This is a genomic window from Streptomyces sp. NPDC002773, assembly GCF_040295605.1.
GTDB lineage: Bacteria > Actinomycetota > Actinomycetes > Streptomycetales > Streptomycetaceae > Streptomyces.
In genome coordinates this window covers 15450-34638 of sequence record NZ_JBEOVO010000048.1, presented here as the reverse complement: position 1 = coordinate 34638, position 19189 = coordinate 15450, and the positions used below count along the sequence as shown (strand labels likewise).

General features: G+C 73.0%; 15 protein-coding genes and 1 pseudogene. 8 read left to right on the top strand and 8 right to left on the bottom strand.

The features are described 5' to 3' along the window. Positions 1-107: 107 nt before the first annotated feature. Positions 108-941 carry a siderophore-interacting protein gene (locus tag ABT034_RS32845; protein WP_351220741.1) on the bottom strand — a complete coding sequence of 278 codons (834 nt, stop codon included), beginning with the start codon at positions 939-941 and terminating at the stop codon, positions 108-110. A 112-nt stretch (positions 942-1053) separates the two neighbouring features. Next, complete coding sequence (locus tag ABT034_RS32840) at positions 1054-1959, bottom strand: 5'-3' exonuclease (protein WP_351220744.1); 906 nt, start codon at positions 1957-1959, stop codon at positions 1054-1056. A gap of 500 nt (positions 1960-2459) precedes the next feature. Between ABT034_RS32840 and ABT034_RS32835 the strand changes: the two genes are divergently transcribed. The 4 genes from ABT034_RS32835 to ABT034_RS32820 all read left to right on the top strand — a co-directional run bounded on the left by ABT034_RS32835 (position 2460) and on the right by ABT034_RS32820 (position 6911). Further along, a complete protein-coding gene (locus ABT034_RS32835) occupies positions 2460-3512 on the top strand; it encodes a quaternary amine ABC transporter ATP-binding protein (protein ID WP_351220740.1) in 1053 nt (350 codons plus the stop codon). Then, positions 3505-5316 carry an ABC transporter permease/substrate binding protein gene (locus tag ABT034_RS32830; RefSeq protein ID WP_351220739.1) on the top strand — a complete coding sequence of 604 codons (1812 nt, stop codon included), beginning with the start codon at positions 3505-3507 and terminating at the stop codon, positions 5314-5316. The genes ABT034_RS32835 and ABT034_RS32830 overlap by 8 nt, the downstream gene beginning before the upstream one ends. 228 nt (positions 5317-5544) lie before the next feature. After that, on the top strand, positions 5545-6096 hold the full coding sequence (locus ABT034_RS32825; protein ID WP_351220738.1) for a helix-turn-helix domain-containing protein: 552 nt from the start codon (positions 5545-5547) through the stop codon (positions 6094-6096). A gap of 20 nt (positions 6097-6116) precedes the next feature. Then, on the top strand, positions 6117-6911 hold the full coding sequence (locus ABT034_RS32820; protein WP_351220737.1) for a helical backbone metal receptor: 795 nt from the start codon (positions 6117-6119) through the stop codon (positions 6909-6911). Here the strand turns inward: ABT034_RS32820 and ABT034_RS32815 are convergent. Continuing rightward, entirely contained in the window at positions 6838-8010 is a 1173-nt protein-coding gene (locus ABT034_RS32815; RefSeq protein ID WP_351220736.1) for a TDT family transporter, read from the bottom strand. The two genes, ABT034_RS32820 and ABT034_RS32815, sit on opposite strands and share 74 nt — an antisense overlap. 70 nt (positions 8011-8080) lie before the next feature. Here ABT034_RS32815 and ABT034_RS32810 point away from each other — a divergent pair, with 70 nt between their 5' ends. Next, on the top strand, positions 8081-9082 hold the full coding sequence (locus ABT034_RS32810) for a LysR family transcriptional regulator (protein ID WP_502973104.1): 1002 nt from the start codon (positions 8081-8083) through the stop codon (positions 9080-9082). A 59-nt stretch (positions 9083-9141) separates the two neighbouring features. Here the strand turns inward: ABT034_RS32810 and ABT034_RS32805 are convergent, their stop codons facing one another. Both ABT034_RS32805 and ABT034_RS32800 read right to left on the bottom strand, forming a co-directional pair. After that, positions 9142-10773 (bottom strand): amidohydrolase, encoded by a 1632-nt coding sequence (locus tag ABT034_RS32805; protein ID WP_351220735.1) that lies wholly within the window; start codon positions 10771-10773, stop codon positions 9142-9144. Between the two features lie 330 nt (positions 10774-11103). Beyond that, a pseudogene (locus ABT034_RS32800) lies at positions 11104-11724 on the bottom strand (TetR/AcrR family transcriptional regulator); the annotation flags it as partial. Positions 11725-11792: 68 nt separating this feature from the next. Between ABT034_RS32800 and ABT034_RS32795 the strand changes: the two are divergent. Continuing rightward, positions 11793-13247 carry a purine-cytosine permease family protein gene (locus tag ABT034_RS32795; protein WP_351220734.1) on the top strand — a complete coding sequence of 485 codons (1455 nt, stop codon included), beginning with the start codon at positions 11793-11795 and terminating at the stop codon, positions 13245-13247. Positions 13248-13296: 49 nt separating this feature from the next. Here ABT034_RS32795 and ABT034_RS32790 read toward each other — a convergent pair whose 3' ends face one another. The 3 genes from ABT034_RS32790 to ABT034_RS32780 all read right to left on the bottom strand — a co-directional run bounded on the left by ABT034_RS32790 (position 13297) and on the right by ABT034_RS32780 (position 16333). Further along, positions 13297-13986, bottom strand: coding sequence for a gamma-glutamyl-gamma-aminobutyrate hydrolase family protein (locus tag ABT034_RS32790; protein WP_351220733.1), 690 nt, complete (start codon positions 13984-13986; stop codon positions 13297-13299). A 45-nt stretch (positions 13987-14031) separates the two neighbouring features. After that, on the bottom strand, positions 14032-15489 hold the full coding sequence (gene eat, locus ABT034_RS32785) for an ethanolamine permease (protein ID WP_351220732.1): 1458 nt from the start codon (positions 15487-15489) through the stop codon (positions 14032-14034). Between the two features lie 115 nt (positions 15490-15604). Then, positions 15605-16333, bottom strand: a complete 729-nt coding sequence (locus ABT034_RS32780) for a FadR/GntR family transcriptional regulator (protein ID WP_351220731.1) — start codon at positions 16331-16333, stop codon at positions 15605-15607. Between the two features lie 90 nt (positions 16334-16423). Here ABT034_RS32780 and ABT034_RS32775 point away from each other — a divergent pair, with 90 nt between their 5' ends. Beyond that, positions 16424-17794 (top strand): glutamine synthetase family protein, encoded by a 1371-nt coding sequence (locus ABT034_RS32775; RefSeq protein WP_351220730.1) that lies wholly within the window; start codon positions 16424-16426, stop codon positions 17792-17794. Positions 17795-17831: 37 nt separating this feature from the next. Next, positions 17832-19187 carry an aldehyde dehydrogenase family protein gene (locus ABT034_RS32770; RefSeq protein ID WP_351220729.1) on the top strand — a complete coding sequence of 452 codons (1356 nt, stop codon included), beginning with the start codon at positions 17832-17834 and terminating at the stop codon, positions 19185-19187. Positions 19188-19189 lie beyond the last annotated feature (2 nt).

Sequence of the window (19189 nt, the reverse complement as noted above, 5' to 3'; positions counted from 1 at the left end):
GTGCGAACACTTTTATCTAATCATACTCTTATACAATCTTTCCCTACTCGTGGCTCTTCCGATCTGGAGGCGCGCGCCTCCACCCCCACCCCCGCTCGCCCCGCGGTTCAGCTCTCCTGCTCGCGCTCCACCTGGTCGTTCCACTCGCGCTTGATCGCGCGCCACGCCTCGTCCGACTTGCCCAGGCGCCAGTAGCCCGAGATCGACAGGCGCTCGCGCGGTACCCCGCGGTCGAGCCGCAGGTGCCTGCGGAGTTCCTTCACGAAGCCGGCCTCGCCGTGGACGAAGGCGTGCACGTCGCCCGCCGGGAAGTCCAGGGCCTGCACGGCCTCCACCAGGGCCTGGCCCGTCGGCCGGTCGCCCCGGTGCAGCCAGGTCACGTCGACACCCGACGCCGTCGCGAACTTCTGCTCCTCGGCCGCGTCCGCTATCTCCACGAACGCGTGCACCCGCGCCCCGGCGGGCAGAGCCTCCAGGGCCACCGCGATCGCCGGCAGCGCGCTCTCGTCGCCGACGAGCAGGTGCCAGTCGGCCGCCGGGTCCGGCGCGTAGCCGCCGCCGGGGCCCAGGAAGCGCACCGTCTCGCCCGCCGTGGCCCGCGCCGCCCACGGACCCGCGAGGCCCTCGTCGCCGTGGACCACGAAATCGACGGTCAGCTCGCGGTGGACCGGGTCCCACGCCCGTACCGTGTACGTCCGCGTCGTCGGCCACTGGTCGCGGGGGAACTCCGCCCGGATCCGCTCCATGTCGAACGGCTCCGGGTAGGCGACCCCCTCCGGGGCGAACAGCAGCTTCACGTAGTGGTCGGTGTACGCGCCGACCTCGAAGGCGTCGAGGCCGGGACCTCCCAGGACCACCCGCACCATGTGCGGGGTGATCCGCTCGGTGCGCACCACACGCGCTTCGGTGGCCTTCGGTGCCTTGCGGGCCTGCTCTGCCACGAGGGCTCTCCTGACTCGACGTTCCTTGACGTGCTCGACGTACCTCGGCGTACTTAGGTATGCCTAAGCTAGCATCCCGGGGCGCGGTCGACCCAGTGCCGAGCCTTTCTCGTCAGCGCCCCAGGACCGGCAACAGCCGCCCGACCGCCCCGCCGAGGCCCCAGCGCTTCACCAGCGCGTCGAGCGCCGCCGGGTCACGGGGGGCCGTCGGCAGGGCCGGGTCGAACTCCGGCAGCGGTACGTCCCCGGCGACCCGCACCACCGTCGGCGCCACATCCAGATACGCGGCCGCCTCCACGATCCCGCGGCGCTTGGCCGGCGTCAGCTTCGACGTCCGGTCCACGGCCGCCGCCCGCACCCCCGCCAGATCCCCGTACTCCGTGATCAACTGCGCCGCCGTCTTCTCGCCGATGCCCTTCACCCCGGGGAGCCCGTCACTGGCGTCCCCGCGCAGCGCCGCGAAGTCCGCGTACTGATCCGGGCGCACCCCGTACTTCGTACCGATCAGATCCGCGTCGACCAGGTCGCAGTCCCCGACGCCCTTGCGCGGGTACAGCACCCGCACGCCCCGCGCGTCGTCCACCAGCTGGAACAGGTCCCGGTCACCCGTGACGATGTCCACCGGGCCCCCGGCGCGCGCCGTCAGCGTCCCGATCACGTCGTCCGCCTCGTACCCCGCCGCCCCGACCCGGGCGATGCCCAGCGCCGCGAGGACCTCCTCGATCACCGGGACCTGCGGGGACAGCGTGTCCGGGATCTCCTCCTCGTCCGGGCCGGTCTCCGTCACCACGGCCACCCGGTGCACCTTGTACGAGGGGATCAGGTCCACCCGCCACTGGGGCCGCCAGTCGTCGTCCCAGCAGGCCACCAGATCGTCCGGGCGGTGGTCCTGCACGAGCCGGGTGATGAAGTCGAGCAGCCCGCGCACGGCGTTCACCGGCGAGCCGTCGGGGGCCCGGACGGAGTCCGGTACGCCGAAGTAGGCGCGGAAGTAGAGGCTTGCGGTGTCGAGAAGCATCAGGCGTCGAGTCACCCCCGTCATTTTAGGGCTCGGTTCGCCTCCGGGGCGCTGGAGCCGGGCTCACACACCCGACCGTGCTCGCCCCCTCGTTCCCCGGGGGCTCCGCGCGCTCGGGCGTGTTCCCCCGGCGCGCCCCTTCGGCTCACTCGCCGGCATCAAGGGTGACCGGGCGGGAGGCTCCGGGGCGCGCGCCCCTTCGGCTCACTCGCCGGCGCAATGGGCGGGCGTGCTCGGGGGACCGAAGGGCAGAGGCCCCCGGCGCGCCCGCTCGCCTCCCTCGCCTCCTTCGCCGGCCCCCGTGCCCCCCGCGTGACCCCCGTCACCTTCGCGTTTGCACCCCCCGGACCCGGGCAGGCGCGAGCCCGGAGCGGAACCCGGTACGGGATTCAACAAAGAAATCCTCTGTACGCGACGGGCCCGCGGGCCGATCCCGCCCGCTCCACGGCCCGGCCTCGCGGGGGTGGCGGGCCGTTCTCGTTGCTATCCGTGAGGTATATGTGTCCAGGCTCCAGGCCGACCACCTGTTCAAGGTGTTCGGCAGACGACCCGACGAAGCCGTCCGTAGGCTCGTCGACGGCGCCGACCGCGAGGAGCTGCGCGCCGAGGGGACGACCGCAGCCGTCGTGGACGCCGGCTTCACCGTCGAACCCGGTCAGATCTTCGTCGTGATGGGACTCTCCGGGTCCGGCAAGTCCACCCTCCTGCGCATGCTCAACGGCCTGCTCGAGCCCACCGCGGGACGGGTCCTCTTCGACGGCCGCGACCTCACCGCGCTCTCCCCCCGCGAACTGCGCACCGTCCGCTCCACCAAGATCAGCATGGTCTTCCAGCACTTCGCGCTCTTCCCGCACCGGAACGTCCTGGAGAACGCCGCCTACGGCCTTGAGGTCCAGGGCGTCCCGCGCGCCGAGCGGGAGACCCGGGCCACCGAGGCCCTCGAACTGTGCGGTCTCGCCGGCTGGGAGAAGTCCTGGCCCGACGAGCTGTCCGGCGGGATGCAGCAGCGGGTCGGTCTGGCCCGCGCCCTCGCCACCGACGCCGACCTGCTCCTCATGGACGAGTCCTTCAGCGCGCTCGACCCGCTCATCCGCCGCGACATGCAGGACCAGCTCCTCGTCCTCCAGCAGCGGCTGAAGAAGACCATCGTCTTCATCACCCACGACCTCAACGAGGCCATGCGCCTCGGCGACCGGATCGCCGTCATGCGCGACGGCCGGATCGTGCAGCTCGGCACCGCCGAGGACATCCTCGTCCGGCCGGCCGACGACTACGTCGCCTCCTTCATCCAGGACGTCGACCGCTCCCGGGTGCTCACCGCCGCCGCCGTCATGACCGACGGCGCCGTCCCGGCCGACTGCCCCGCCGACTGCGCCTGCCAGGCCGTCGGACCCGACACGCTCGTCGCCGACCTCTGCGCCGTCGCGTCCCGCGCCCCGCACCCCGTGACCGTCCAGGACCCGGACGGCACCGTCCTCGGAGTCGTACCGCAGGACCGGCTCCTCGCCGCCATGGGCGGCCTCACCGACGGGAAGGTGACCGCCCGTGCCTAGGCTTCCCCTCGGCCAGTGGGTCGACAGCTCCGTCGACTGGCTCCAGGCCCAGTTCTCCTGGCTCTTCGACGCCGTCAGCACCGGCGTCACCGGCCTGTACGACGGCATCGACGCGGTCCTGTCCGCGCCCCAGCCGCTGCTCCTCGCCGGCATCCTCGCCGTCGTCGCCTGGTGGCTGCGCGGCCTCGCCGCCGGTGTCCTCGCCTTCGCCGGATTCGCGCTCGTCGACGCGGTCCAGCTGTGGGACGAGGCCATGGCGACGCTCTCGCTCGTCCTCGTCGCCACCTTGGTGACCCTGGTGATCGCCGTACCGCTCGGCATCTGGGCGGCCCGCTCGAAGACCGTGAGCGCCGTCCTCCGGCCGGTCCTCGACTTCATGCAGACCATGCCGGCGATGGTCTACCTCATCCCCGGCATCATCTTCTTCGGCGTCGGCGTCGTCCCCGGCATCATCGCCACCATCATCTTCGCGCTGCCCCCGGGCGTCCGGATGACCGAGCTCGGCATCCGCCAGGTCGACGGCGAACTCGTCGAGGCCGCCGAGGCGTTCGGCACCACCCCGCGCAACACGCTGCTGCGCGTGCAGCTGCCCCTGGCCCTGCCGACGATCATGGCCGGCGTCAACCAGGTCATCATGCTCGGCCTGTCCATGGTCGTCATCGCCGGCATGGTCGGCGGCGGCGGGCTCGGCGGCGCGGTCTACCGGGCCATCGGCAACGTCGACATCGGTCTCGGCTTCGAGGCGGGCGTCTCCATCGTCGTCCTCGCCATGTACCTGGACCGGATGACCGGCGCCCTCGGCCGCCAGGTCTCCCCGCTGGGCCGCCGCGCCGCCGCCAAGGCCCGCGCGGCGCTGAGCGCCAAGCGGAGCGGGGCGAAGCTCTGGGCCCACCGCCCGCAGCCCGTCACCGCCCTCGTCGGCGTCGTCGTCCTCGCCCTCGTCGCCGGCGGTACCGGCTTCCTCGGCGGCTCCGGCGCCACCTCCACCGCCGCCGCGGGCGCGAAGGGCGGCCAGGGCAAGAAGATCAGCATCGGCTACATCCCGTGGGACGAGGGCATCGCCTCCACGTTCCTCTGGAAGGAACTCCTGGAGCGGCGCGGCTACGAGGTCGAGACCAAGCAGCTGGAGGCCGGTGCCCTCTACACGGGCCTGGCCGGCGGGCAGCTCGACTTCCAGACGGACTCCTGGCTCCCCGTCACCCACGCCCAGTACTGGGAGAAGTACAAGAACAAGCTGGAGGACCTCGGCTCCTGGTACGGCCCCACCTCCCTGGAGCTGTCCGTCCCCTCGTACGTGAAGGGCGTCGACTCCCTCGACGACCTCAAGGGCAAGGCCGGACAGTTCAAGGGCCGGATCGTCGGCATCGAGCCCAGCGCCGGAATGATGGGCATCCTGAAGGACAAGGTCCTCAAGGAGTACGGCCTGGAGGGCGAGTACGAGGTCGTCGACGGCTCCACGCCCGGCATGCTCGCCGAGCTGAAGCGCGCGTACGAGCGCAAGGAACCGGTCGTCGTCACCCTCTGGTCGCCGCACTGGGCCTACTCCGCCCATGACCTGAAGAAGCTCGCCGACCCCAAGGGCTCCTGGGGCAAGGGCGACGGTGTCCACACGCTCGCCCGTAAGGGATTCACCGGGGACAACCCCGAGGTCGGTGCCTGGCTGAAGGACTTCTCGCTGACCGAGAAGCAGCTCACCGACCTGGAGGCCGTCATCCAGGAGACCGGCAAGGGCAAGGAACAGCAGGCCGTCCGCAGCTGGCTGGACCGCAACCCGGGCCTTGCCGAGAAGCTCGCCCCGCAGTAACCGGCCTCGCGGTAGCCCTACCGCCATAGCCCACCCGCAGTAACCCTTCCCGTAGTAACCCGACAGCCCGGCACGCGACACCCGGCTGCTGTCCGAAAAGGGGTGGTCGCCGAACGTATTCGGCGGCCACCCCTTTTCGTCACGACGCGAAACCCCGGCCCAAAGCTGCGTAAGGTTCAGGTAACCGCCCGGTACGGGTACGCACGAGGCACGAGGGAGGGGGCCGACATGGACGAGAAGGAATCACCCCGCGTGGGCGCGGCCGTCAAGAGGCGACGCAGAGCGCTTCAGCTCACCCTGGCCGTCGTCTCCTCCCGCAGCGGTCTCTCCGTGCCCTTCCTCAGCCAGGTCGAGAACGACCGGGCCCGCCCCAGCCACCGCTCCCTGGAACTCGTCGCCGAGGCCCTGGAGACGACGGCCGGCGAGCTCCTCGCCGCCGCCGAGGCCTCCCGTACCGTCGACGTCGTACGGTCGGACGAACACTCCCCGGCCCTGCCCGCCGGCGTCCGGGCGCTGGTCCGCGGCCGCCACCAACTGCACGCCCTGGAGTTCAGCGGCGAGCAGGACGCCGGCCGCGAGTTCCAGCACCGGAACGACGAACTGCTGTACGTGGCCGACGGCGCCGCCGAGATCGAGGCCGAGGGCCGCGCGTACCGGCTGGGCCGCGGGGACACGCTCTATCTCTCCGGCGGGGTACGACACCGCTGGCGCGCCACCGAACCCGGCACGCGCCTGCTCGTCGTTGCCGTCGCCGACCACGTCGAGGCCGAGGTGGAATGAGGGCCGTGGGGGCCATCCCGATGAGGGTCGTGTCCCTCGTGCCGTCCCTGACCGAGGCCGTCGCCGTCACCGCGCCGGGTGTCCTCGTCGGCGCCACCGACTGGTGTACCCACCCCGCCGGCCTCGACGTCGTACGGATCGGCGGCACCAAGAACCCCGACGTCCCCGCGATCACCGCGCTCCGCCCCGACCTCGTCCTCGCCAACGAGGAGGAGAACCGCGCCCCCGACCTCGCCGCCCTGCGCGCCGCCGGAATCGAGGTCCTCGTCACCGAGATCCGCACCCTCGACCAGGGCCTGCGGGAACTCCGGCGGGTCCTGGCCGCCTGCGGCGCGCCAGGGCGGCCCCGCTGGCTCGACGAGGCCGAGGCGGCCTGGGAGGCGGTGACACCGGTGGTGACCCCAGTGATGACCACGGCGGTGACCCCGGCGGCGGCCCCGGCGGTGGCCCCGGCGGTGGCCTCGCCCCCAGGGGAGCCGCTCACCGCCGTCGTGCCGATCTGGCGCCGCCCCTGGATGGTCCTCGGCCGCGACACCTTCGCCGGCGACCTGCTCGCCCGCCTCGGCGTGCGCAACCTGTACGCGGACCACCCGGAGCGCTATCCGCGCCTCCCGCTCGACACCCTCCGCGCCGCCGCCCCCGACCTGGTCGTGCTGCCCGACGAGCCGTACCGCTTCACGCGGGACGACGGCCCCGAGGCGTTCCCCGGGACCGCCGCCGCCCTCGTCGACGGGCGTCACCTCACCTGGTACGGGCCGTCTCTCGTCGAAGCGCCGCGGGTGCTGGCGCGGGCCCTGCGAGCAGCGCACCGCTGAGGAGGCCGCGGACGGTGTGGGCCCCGGCCACCAGCCAGGCCGCGACGAGGAACCCGTACAGGCCGATCGCGAGCCAGCGGAAGACGGCGAGACCGGTGTGCTGGGCGAGCCCCTCGGCGCCCGTCACGCACGTCCCGACGGGGAAGGTGAACGCCCAGAACGTCATCGCGAAACCCATGCCCTGCCGACGCGCCCGCAGCACCATCGCCCCGGCGAGCGCCAGCCACAGCAGCGCGAAGCCCATCACGGGCACTCCGTAGAGGACGGCGAAGGCGGCGAAGCCGTGCGCGTACGGCGCGGGCAGGACGCCGGGCGCCACGTCGGCGAACTTGTTCGCGGCGGTCGTCGACTGGCCGAGCGGGCCGAGGACGAGGAAGAGGGTGGGGGTGAGCGCGAGCGGCAGCGGCCCGCCCGTCACGAGCCGGCCGAACACCAGCGGCAGCATCACCAGGGTCGCGAGCAGGCTCACGCCGAACATCGCCCAGCAGACGATGAGGAGTGTCTCCTGCGCCTGCCCGGCCGGCAGATGGGGCACGAGCAGCGGGCCGAGGGCGGCGGAGACCATCGGGGCGACGACCGGCAGCAGCCACACCGGGGACGCGTTCTCGATCTTGTGGTGGACGACCATGAGGTACGGGACGCCGACCGCGGCCGCCAGACCGACGACCGTACCGGCGGTGAACAGGACGGTGTCGAGCGCGACGGCGGCAGGGAGCCCGATCCAGTCCCGGCCCACGATCACGGCGCCGCCGCCGACCGCGAGCAGCGCCATCGACACGCATCCGTAGAACGGCGCCACGGCGGGGTCCAGGAGATGGGCGCGGGCCTGGTCGCGGTGGCGGAGCCAGTGCGCCGCGCGGGCGGCGACCAGGACGAGGAGCATCGCCAGGGACAGCGCCCAGACGGCGGCGCAGGCGGTACGGAGGCCGGGGAGGTCGAGCGGGAGCACGGCGCCGGCGTTGGCCACGATGGCGGTGCCCATCACGGAGGCGTACCAGTTGGGTCCGAGGTGACGGACGGAACGGGCCGGGGAGGCGGTCGGCCGGGCGCCGGGGGTGGTGGCGCGGATGGCCGGAAGGGGAGGTGCGAGGCTTGCCATGGCTCCACCGTCGTCCGATTCCCCGGCCCCCACCAGGGATCTTGCGGCTATGACGTCATAAGCTGGCTTTATGAGCAGCAACGGGGAGCATCGCGGGGAGCGGCACGGAGATCGGCAGGGGGAGCAGCCCACGGGTGGGCGCCGGACCGAGGCGTACGGCTCCGACGTCAGGGCCCAGCTGCACCACCGGGTCCCGGACCTCGGCGCGCTCGCACTGCTCCTCGCCGTCGCCCGGCACGGCAGCCTCGGTGCCGCCGCCCGCGAGGTCGGCATCACCCAGCCCGCCGCCAGCAGCCGTATCCGCTCGATGGAACGGCAGCTCGGCGTCGCCCTGGTCGACCGTTCGCCGCGCGGTTCGCGGCTCACCGACGCGGGCGCGCTCGTCACCGACTGGGCCCGCCGGATCGTGGAGGCGGCGGAGGCCTTCGACGCGGGCGCCCAGGCCCTGCGCGGGCGTCGGGACTCCCGGCTGCGGGTGGCCGCGTCCATGACGATCGCCGAGTACCTGCTGCCGGGCTGGCTGATCGCGCTGCGCGGCGACCGTCCCGACACGGCGGTGTCGCTCCAGGCCGGAAACTCGGCGGTGGTCGCGGAACGGCTCCTGGCGAACGAGGCGGACATCGGTTTCGTGGAGGGGCTCGCCGTGCCGGACGGTCTCGACGGCGTGGTCGTCGCGCACGACCGGCTCGCGGTCGTCGCCGCCCCCTCGCACCCGTGGGCCCGCCGCCGGGGCCCGCTGGACCCGGCGGAGTTGGCGGCGACCCCGCTGGTCCTGCGGGAACGCGGCTCCGGCACCCGGCAGGTCCTGGACGCGGCGCTGTCCGGTCACGGCGGCCTCGCGCAGCCGCTCCTCGAACTCGCCTCCACGACCGCGGTGAAGGCGGCCGCCGTCAGCGGGGCCGGGCCGGCCGTCCTCAGCGAACTCGCGATCGCCGAGGAGCTGGCCTCCCGCCGGCTGGTCGCCATCCCCGTCCGGGGGGTCCAGCTCCGCCGCGACCTCCGCGCCGTCTGGCCCACCGGCCACCGCCCCATGGGCCCGGCCCGCGACCTGCTGTCCCTGACGCGCGGTTAGGGACGTACCCCGCCCGGCGCGCCCGCGAGCGCCCGCTCACCGGCGTCACCGTCGTGACGTCAGAGGTCCGTCGCGCGGTACGTCACCCGGCCGTTCACCGTCGTCAGGCGGACCGGGACGTCCGGCAGTTCCGTCGACGGAGTCGTCAGGGGGTCGGCCGCCAGGACCGTCAGGTCGGCGCGGAAGCCCAGGGCGAGGCGGCCCGCCTCGTGCTCCTCGCCCGCCGCGTACGCCGGCGCCGTCGTCATGCCCCGCAGCGCCTCAAGGGCCGTGAGTGCCTGCTCGGGGCCGTGCGGCGGCCGGTCGAGATCGCGGCTCGGGCGCCGGTGCCGGGCCCCGGCCATGACGCCCAGCGGCGGGAACGGCGCGATCGGCCAGTCCGAGCCGAGGAGCACCGTGGCTCCGGAGTCCGCCAGGTCGCGGCAGCGCCACGCGCGCGAGGCGCGCTCCTCGCCGAGGCGGCGCGACCAGTTGTCGGTGTGGTCGGCGCGGGTGAAGTCGCAGCAGTGGGTGGGCTGCATGGACGCGAGGACGCCCAGGTCGGCGAAGCGCCGCAGGGTGTCGTCCGGCACGGTCTCGATGTGCTCGACCCGGTGCCGCACGTCACCCCCGCCCCCGGCGGCCCGCGCCTTCTCCACGGCGTCGAGCACGTGCCGGACGGCCGCGTCCCCGATCGCGTGCGTCGCGGTCGGCACGCCCGCCCGGTGCAGCTCACCGACGGCGCGGGTGTACGCGGCGGGGTCCGGCCAGAACGCGTGCGTGGACTCGCCGTGGCAGTCGGGGCGCTCCAGCCACGCGGTGCCGTTGTCGATGGTCCCGTCCATGAAGAGCTTCACCCCCGCGACCCGCCACAGCGCCCCGCCCGTGCCCTGCTGCTCGATGAGGGCCCGTACGCCGTCGGTGCCGGTGCCGGGCTGGCACCAGGGCGCCACCCGGAGCCGTAGCGGCAGCTCACCGGCCGCGTCGAGCTCCCCGTACAGCGCGAGGCTCTCCCCGTTGGCGTCCATGGCGTGACCGCCGGTGAGTCCGGCCGCCGCCATGGACCGCAGCGCCGTCGCGAGCCGCTCCCGGCTCTCCTCGCGCGTCGGCCGCGGGGCGACCCGCTCGACCAGCTCGCAGGCGGCATCCTCCTGGAGGAGTCCGGTCGGGCGCCCGGCCGCGTCGCAGACGACTTCGGCGGAGGCCTGGTCGAAGGTACGGGGGCCGTCGACCCCGGCGAGTTCGAGGGCGCGGCGGCTGGCGAGCGCCGAGTGGGCGTCGAAGAGCAGCAGGAAGGCCGGGATCCCGTCGAGCACGGAGTCGAAGGGCGCGGTGTCCACGGGCCGGTCACCGAAGACGTTCGGGTCGAGACCCCAGCCGAACAGCCACCCGCCGCGGCCGAGGGCCCGCACCTCCCGTGCGAGCGCCTCCCGTACGTCGTCGAGGTCGGCGCAGTACGACAGGTCGAGGCCGTGGGTCAGCTCGGCGCCGGACACCGGGTGCACGTGCCCGTCGACGAGACCGGGGGTGACCACGGCTCCCCCGAGGTCGACGACGGTCGTGGCGGGGCCCGCGAGCGCGCGGATCTCGCGGTCGTCGCCCAGCGCGGCGATCCGCCCGCCGTCGGAGACGGCGAGCGCGCTCTCCGGCAGGAACGCCCCCGTGCCGGGGTCGAGCAGACGGGCGGAGAGCAGGACGAGTCGGGTACGCACGGTGGCTCCTGGCGGGGGAGGGGAGGGGGCGGGGGTAGGGGAGGGCAGGGCGGGGTTCGCCGCGGGGTCGGGTCGGTCGGACGCGACGGACGGGCCGGAACAGGCGAGACGCCCAGGTCAGGCAAGACGCCCAGGTCAGGCGGATGCGGAGGGCTCTGCGGGTGCGACGGGGGGCTCCGCCTCTTCGGCGGGCTCCGCCCGTTCGGCCGGCGCGGCGGATTCGGTCGGCGCGGCGGATTCGGTCGGTTCGCGGTGCGTGGCGGGTCCCGCCGGTTCGGCGGCGTCGGCCCGCTCCGGCCCTTCCGCCGGTTCTGTGAGTGTCGGGACCTCGCTCAAGGCGCCGTACCGCAGGCCGAGTTCGCGTTCCGCCGTGGTCAGGGCCAGGCGGGTCACGGCCTCCGGGCGGTTGCTGCGGTCGGTGTTGGCGTGGGCGCCGAGGCCGTCGAGCACCACCAGGATCTGGATGGCCGTGGTGCGCGGGTCGTCCGTGCGGAACTCGCCCCGCGCGACGCCCTCGCGGATGAGCTCTTCGAGCCGGTCGTCGGAGGCGAGTTCCTGTTCGGCGACCCGGTCGCGCAGGACGGGCCGGTAGCGGCTGAGGTGCCGGGCGTTGATCCAGAGCCGGCTGATGTCGTCGTACGCCTCGCCCGCCGAGAGGGCGAAGTACCGCGCGAGGTACTGCGAGGGCGTGCCGTGCGGACGGTCGGCGGGCAGGAGCGCGTCGAGCTCCCCGGAGGCGGCCACGCTGAACGCCTCGCCCACCAGATCCTCGGCCGAGGGGAAGTAGTGGCTGATCAGGCCGGGGCGGACGGCGAGCTCCTCGGCGATCCGCCGCAGGGTGACGCACTCGAGCCCCTCGGTCAGGGCGACGCGCGCGGCGGTCTCCACGATCTCCGCCCGCCGGGCCTCCGGGGACTTCCGAACGCGCTTGCGCTGGACGCTTGACGACATACCCCGGATGCTATTGAGTGTGCGACCAATAAGCAACCAGGTGGGCACACACGCATCCGGAGGGCCGCATGGCTTCCACGATTCCCGACCCGCAGTCTGGCCCGCCGGGCGCTCGGGCCACTCCACCGCCCGCCGACCGGCCCGGGCGCATCGAGGCCCACGGCATCGACCACATCCCCGACGCCGAGCGCCACGGACACCCCCGTGAGCTCTTCTCCGTCTGGGCCGCGGCCAACGTCAACTACCTCAGCCTCCTCGTCGGCGGCGCCCTCGTCCTCATGGGCCTGAGCCTCTGGCAGGCCCTCGCCGTGATCGGCGTGGGCAACCTCTTCTGGCTGTTCACCGGCCTCCTCGCCACCTCGGGGCCGGCCGCGGGCGCGCCGAGCGAGGTGATCACCCGGGCCATGTACGGCGTCATCGGCAACCGCGTGAACAACGCGATCGGCGGCTGGCTCGTCTCCGTCTGCTACTTCGCCCTCAACCTGGCCGCCGCGGCGACCGCCGCGTTCGCGCTCGTCGAGAAGGCCGGCATCGCGGCCGACACCCCCGTCAAGGTGGCCGTCATCGTGGTCATCGCCGCCCTCACCCTGGCCATCAGCGTCTACGGGCACGCTCTGATCATCAAGCTGTACCTGCCGATCACCCTGGCCCTCGCCGGTGTCTTCACGGTCGTCGCGTTCGCCGTCCTCCGGCACGCCGACCTCTCGTACGCCCCCGAGGCCCGACTCGGCGGCACCGACCTCTGGGCGCTCCTCCTCGCGGGCACCACACTGGTCGCCTCGGGCCCGCTCTCGTACACCACGAGCGCCGACTTCTCCCGCTACCTGCCGCGTACGGCGTCCAGGAAGGCGATCGCCGGCTGGACCGCGCTCGGCGCGTTCCTGCCGAGCGTCGTCGTCTGCTCGCTCGGCGCCCTCGCGGCCACGGCCGTCGACATGACCGACCCCCAGACCGCGCTCCAGGAGATACTGCCCGGCTGGTTCGTCCCGGTGTTCCTGCTCGCCCTGGTCCTCGGGACCATCGCCATCAACGCCCTGACCGCGTACAGCGCCGGACTCGCGCTCCAGGCCGTGGGGCTGCGCGTCCGCCGCTCCGTCAGCGTCCTGCTCGACGGCGCCGTCGCCGTCGCCCTCACCCTGTACGGGCTGCTCGCCTCCGACTTCCTGGACACCGTCAGCAACGCCCTCCAGGTGATCGTCGTCCTCATCGGCCCCCTGATGGCGGTCTACGCCACCGACGTCCTGCTCCGACGCGGCCGTTACGACGGCCTCGCGCTCTCCGACGAGACGCCCGGCAGCCCCTTCTGGTACGCCGGGGGCGTCAACGGGGCCGGTGCCTCCGCCCTCGTCGCCGGCGTGACCTCGGCGGCCCTCTGCGTCAACACCCTCTACACCGGACCGATCGCCGCCGCCCTCGACGGCCTCGACCTCTCCCTCCCCGTCGGCATGAGCGTCTCCGCGGCCCTCTACGCCCTCCTCATGCGCAACGACCGCACCCTCCGCGCCGCCGGGTCGGCCGCCTGAGCACCCGGGCGGGGTGAGTGAGCCCCCGCCCAGGGGCCCGGGGGCTCGCTCACCCCCGCCGGGCACCCGCCGCTTCCACCAGCCCCCGCATCACCCGCAGGTCCTCACCCATCTCCGGGTGCCACTGGACGCCGAGGGCCCAGGCCGGATCGGCCAGTTCCACCGCCTCCACCGTGCCGTCCTCCGCGTGGGCCGAGGGCACGAGGCCCGTGCCCAGCCGGTCCACGGCCTGGTGGTGGTAGGTCGGGACCTCGGTGAGCTCGGGGACCAGGGAGCCGTACCGGCTGCCCGGCACCGGCTTCACCGCGTGCCGGCCGATCACCCCGACCGCCTCCACGTGCCCGTCCAGGTGCTGGACCAGCGTCCCGCCAAGGGCCACGTTCAGAAGCTGCATGCCCCGGCAGATGCCCAGCAGCGGAGTCCCGGAGGCCAGGGCCGCGTCGATCAGGGCCAGCTCCCAGGAGTCCCGCTCCCGGGCCGGCGGGCCGGTGCGGGGGTCGCGCTCGGCCCCGTACCGTACGGGCTCGACGTCCGCCCCGCCCGCGACGACCAGTCCGTCGAGCCGGGCCACGACCGCCGCCGCGGCGGCCGGCCCGTCCGGCGGGAGCATCACCGCGAGCCCGCCACTCTCCTGGACGAGCCGCGGGTACGGCGCGGGGAGCAGGGCGGCCCGCATGTCCCACACGCCCCAGCGCGCCTGGTCGAGATAGGTGGTCACGCCGATGAGCGGCTCGGGCACGGAAGTTCCTCCAGGAGAGACGGGGGAGACGGGAGGGGCAGGACGTCAGTCGCGTGCGAGGTCGGCCTCGGCCGCGGCGAGCGCCGCGAACTCCTCCTCGGGTGCCGAGGCCACCAGATGGTGCCGACTGTAGAACGCGAAGTAGGCGAGGGCGATCACGTACACCCCGAGCGCCATGAACGCCGCCGTCCGGTCCACCAGGAAGGTCGCGACCAGGGCCGCCAGGGCCAGGACGAAGGCCACGGAGGAGGTGACGGTCCCGCCGGGCGTGCGGTACGGCCGGTGGAGCCCCGGTTCGCGGCGCCGCAGCACGATGTGGGAGAGCGCCATCAGGGCGTACGAGATGGTGGCGCCGAAGACGGCGATGTTCAGCATCCGGGCCCCGTTGCCGGTCCCGGCGGCGAGCGCGAAGCCGATCGCGCCCGGGATGAGCAGCCCCAGGTACGGCGACTTGCGGCGGCTGGTGAGGGAGAGGAAGCGGGGCAGGTAGCCGGCCCGGGAGAGGGCGAAGAGCTGGCGTGATCCGGCGTAGATGAGGGAGAAGAAGGAGGCGACGAGGCCCGCGAGGCCCGCGTAGTTCACGAACCGGCTGAGCGCCGTCGGCTCGCCCCGGCCCTGGAGCGCCGTGACCAGCGGGTTGCCGTCCGTCTGGATGATCGCCGAGCCGCGCGCGCCGGTGGCGGCGAGGAAGGTCACGACGGCGAGCAGGACCAGGATGCCCAGGGAGATCGCGAGCGCCTTCGGCAGCGACCGCACCGGGTCCTTCGCCTCCTCGGCGGCGAGCGGCACCCCCTCGACGCCGAGGAAGAACCACATGCCGAAGGGGAACGCGGCCCAGATCCCCAGCAGGCCGAACGGCAGCCAGGAGTTCGACCCGAAGGCCTCGCCGTCGACCGGGATGTCGTTGAGCCCGCTGACGTGGAAGTCGGTGAACGCGCCGAACGCGAAGACGACCAGCGCCGCGACGGCGATCGCCGTCACGATGAGGCTGAAGCGCAGCGCCTCGCCCACGCCCCACAGGTGGATGCCGATGAAGAGCGCGAAGCAGACCAGATAGACCGGCCAGCCGGACTCCAGGCCGAAGAGGCCGAGGGTCTCGACGTAGTCGCCGATGAAGATGGAGATCGCGGCGGGCGCGAGGATGTACTCGATGAGGATCGCGGTGCCGGTGAGGAAGCCGCCCCAGGTGCCGAGCGCCCTGCGGGCGAAGCCGTAGCCGCCGCCCGCCGTGGGCAGGATGGCGGAGAGCTCGGCGAGCGCGAAGACCAGACAGGCGTACATGGTGCCCATCAGGACGGTGGCGATGGCGAGTCCGCCGAAGCCGCCCTTCGACAGGCCGGTGTTCCAGCCGGCGAAGTCGCCGGAGACGACGTACGCGACACCGAGCCCGGTGAGCAGCAGCCAGCCGGCGCTGCCGCGGCGCAGCGCCCGGCGTTCGAGGTAGTCGTCCTTGGGTGGTGTGGCGCCCCCGGGTGTGTTCCCGGTCGTGTCTTCCAGCGTCATGGCAGCGGCTCCCCGCGACGGGACCAATGGATTGGTCCCATACCTTTGCGGTGGTCGACCGGGATGCGCAACCCCCGTGCGTTACTTTCGGGTTACGCGCGACGGGAGGCGTTCCTCAGGTCAGGAACCCCCGCAGCAGCGCCGCCGTCCCCGCGCAGTGCTCCCGCATCACCTCGCGCGCCGCGTCCGCGTCTCCGTCGAGGACCGCCTCCACCAGTGCCGTGTGCTGGTGCTGCGAGTGCTCCAGATTGCGTACGAGCAGGGGGATGCAGTCCAGGAGGTCGTTCACCGTGGCCCGTACGGCCGCGTACTGGGCCGTCAGTGTCGGCGAGCCGGACAGCTCGGCGAGCGTGAGGTGGAGCAGGGTGTCCTGGCGGCGGTAGTCGGCGAGCGGCGCGTCGTGCGTGGCCGCCACCGCGGCCCGCAGCCGCTCGGCGCCCGCCGTGTCGAGGCCGTGGGCCGCGCACAGCCCGGCGGCCCCCACCTCCAGCACCTCCCGGAAGCGCAGGGTGTCCTCCATGTCGACCGAGGCGATCCGGCGGCGCAGCTCGTCCTCGTCGGCCGTCTGGACGCGGGGCAGCACGAACGTTCCGCCGTACCGGCCGCGCCGGCTCTCCACGAGCCCCTGCTCCTGGAGCACCTTGAGGACCTCGCGCAGGGTGACCCGGCTGATCCCCATCCGGTCGGCCAGCTCCCGCTCGGCGGGCAGCCGCTCCCCGCCGGGCACGAGCCCGAGCCGTACCACCTGGAGGATCTGCTCCAGGGCCTCCTCGAAGCCGTTGCCCGCCCGCACCGGCCGCAGCACGGGCGTCAGCCGGTCCGCCGATCCACTCGTACTGGCCACGTTCTCGTTTCCCCTTCTCAAGGACCTTCCCAAGTAATGGTCTTCCGCAATACCTTATGACTTCCGGCAGGCCGAAGGAGGAGCAATCCCGTGGCAGACCGCACACCCCCGCTCACCGTCGAGGAGCTCCGTGCCCTCGTCGCGAGCGGCGAGATCGACACCGTCGTCCTGGCCTTCCCCGACATGCAGGGGCGGCTCCAGGGCAAGCGGTTCGCCGCCCCGTTCTTCCTGGACGAGGTACTCGGCCACGGCACCGAGGGCTGCAACTATCTTCTGGCCGTCGACACCGAGATGAACACCGTCGAGGGCTACGAGATGTCCTCCTGGGACAGGGGTTACGGCGACTTCGCCATGCACCCCGACCTCACCACCCTCCGCCGCCTCCCCTGGAACGAGGCCACGGCCGCGGTGACGGCAGACCTCGCCTGGGCCGACGGCACCCCGGTCGTCGCGGCCCCCCGCCAGATCCTCCGCCGCCAGCTGGAGCGCCTCGCGGAACACGGCTTCACCGCCCACGTCGGCACCGAACTCGAGTTCATCGTCTTCAAGGACAGCTACGAGCAGGCCTGGGACGCGAACTACCGCGGCCTCACCCCCGCCAACCAGTACAACATCGACTACTCCGTCCTCGGTACCGGACGCGTCGAACCCCTCCTGCGCCGCATCCGCAACGAGATGACCGCCGCCGGACTCACCGTCGAGTCCGCCAAGGGCGAATGCAACCCCGGCCAGCACGAGATCGCCTTCAAGTACGACGAAGCCCTCGTCACCTGCGACCAGCACGCCGTCTACAAGACGGGCGCCAAGGAGATCGCCGCCCAGGAGGGCTACTCGCTCACCTTCATGGCGAAGTACAACGAGCGCGAGGGCAACTCCTGCCACATCCACCTCTCGCTCCAGTCCACCGAACAGCCGGGGACGAACGTGATGGCCGGGGACGACCCGCACGGGATGTCCGCGACCATGCGGCACTTCCTCGCCGGACAACTCGCCGCCCTCCGCGACTTCTCCCTCCTCTACGCCCCCAACATCAACTCCTACAAGCGGTTCCAGCCCGGTTCCTTCGCACCGACCGCCGTCGCCTGGGGCCACGACAACCGCACCTGCTCGCTCCGGGTCGTCGGCCACGGCCGCTCCACCCGCTTCGAGAACCGCCTCCCCGGCGGAGACGTCAACCCCTACCTCGCCGTCGCCGCCATGGTCGCGGCCGGACTGCACGGCATCGAGCAGCAACTCGAACTGCCCCCGCCCTGCGCCGGGAACGCGTACACCGGGGAGTACGCGCACGTGCCCACCACCCTGCGCGAGGCCGCCGAACTCTGGGACACCAGCGAGATCGCCAAGGCCGCCTTCGGCGCCGAGGTCGTCGCCCACTACCGCAACATGGCCCGCGTCGAGCTGGAGGCCTTCGACGCCGCGGTGACCGACTGGGAACTGCGCCGCTCCTTCGAACGCCTCTGATCCGGACCTTCCCCCGTACGCCTCTGAGAGGAACGAGTTGCTCCAGGTACTGAACCCGGCGACCGAGGAGCTGGTCGCCACCGTCCCCGCCGCCACCCCCGCCGACGTCGACGCCGCCGTCGCACGGGCCGCCGCCGCGCAGCGCGGCTGGGCCGCCGCGGCGCCCGCCGACCGGGCCCGGCTGCTCCGCCGTTTCGCCGCCGTCGTCGACGAGCACATCGAGGAACTCGCCCGCCTGGAGGTCACCGAGGCCGGCCACACCATCGGCAACGCCCGTTGGGAGGCCGGCAACGTCCGTGACCTGCTCGACTTCGCCGCCGGGGGAGTGGAGCGCCTCAACGGACGCCAGATCCCGGTGGCCGGCGGCCTGGACATCACGATCCTCGAACCGCTCGGGGTCGTCGGCGTCATCGCCCCCTGGAACTTCCCCATGCCGATCGCCGCCTGGGCCACCGCACCCGCCCTCGCCGCCGGCAACGCCGTGATCCTCAAGCCCGCCGAGACCACCCCGCTCACCGCACTCCGCCTCGCCGAACTCGCCCTGGAAGCGGGCCTGCCCGAAGGCCTCTTCCAGGTCCTGCCCGGCACCGGCCCGGTCGCGGGCAACGCCCTCGTGGAACACCCGGGCATCGCCAAGATCGTCTTCACCGGCTCCACCAAGGTCGGAAAGTCGATCATGGCCAAGTGCGCCGGCCAGGTGAAGCGGGTCACCCTCGAACTCGGCGGCAAGAGCCCCAACATCGTCTTCGCCGACGCCGACATCGAGGCGGCCGCCGCAGCGGCGCCCATGGCCTTCCTCGACAACAGCGGCCAGGACTGCTGCGCCCGCACCCGCATCCTCGTCCAGCGGAGCGCGTACGACCGCTTCCTGGAGCTCCTCACCCCCGCGATCGAGGAGATCGTCGTCGGCGACCCCGCCGACGAGCGCACCCAGATGGGCCCGCTCATCTCCCGCGCCCAGCTCGACCGCGTCCGCTCCTACGTCACGGACGGACTCGAAGGCATCCGCGGCAAGGCCCCGGAAGGCCCCGGTTTCTGGTTCCCGCCCACCGTCCTCACCGGCGTACCCGAGGACGCCCCCTGCGCCGTCGAGGAGATCTTCGGACCCGTCGCCGTCGTCCTCCCCTTCGACGACGAGGCCGACGCGATCCGCCTCGCCAACGCCACCGAGTACGGCCTGTCCGGCTCCATCTGGACCCGGGACGTCGGCCGCGCCCTGCGCGCCTCCCGCGCCGTCCGGGCCGGCAACCTCTCCGTCAACTCCCACTCCAGCGTCCGCTACTCGACCCCGTTCGGCGGTTACCAGCAGTCCGGCCTCGGCCGCGAACTGGGACCCGACGCCCTGACCGCCTTCACCGAAACCAAGAACGTTTTCATCAGCACGGAGGCCTGACC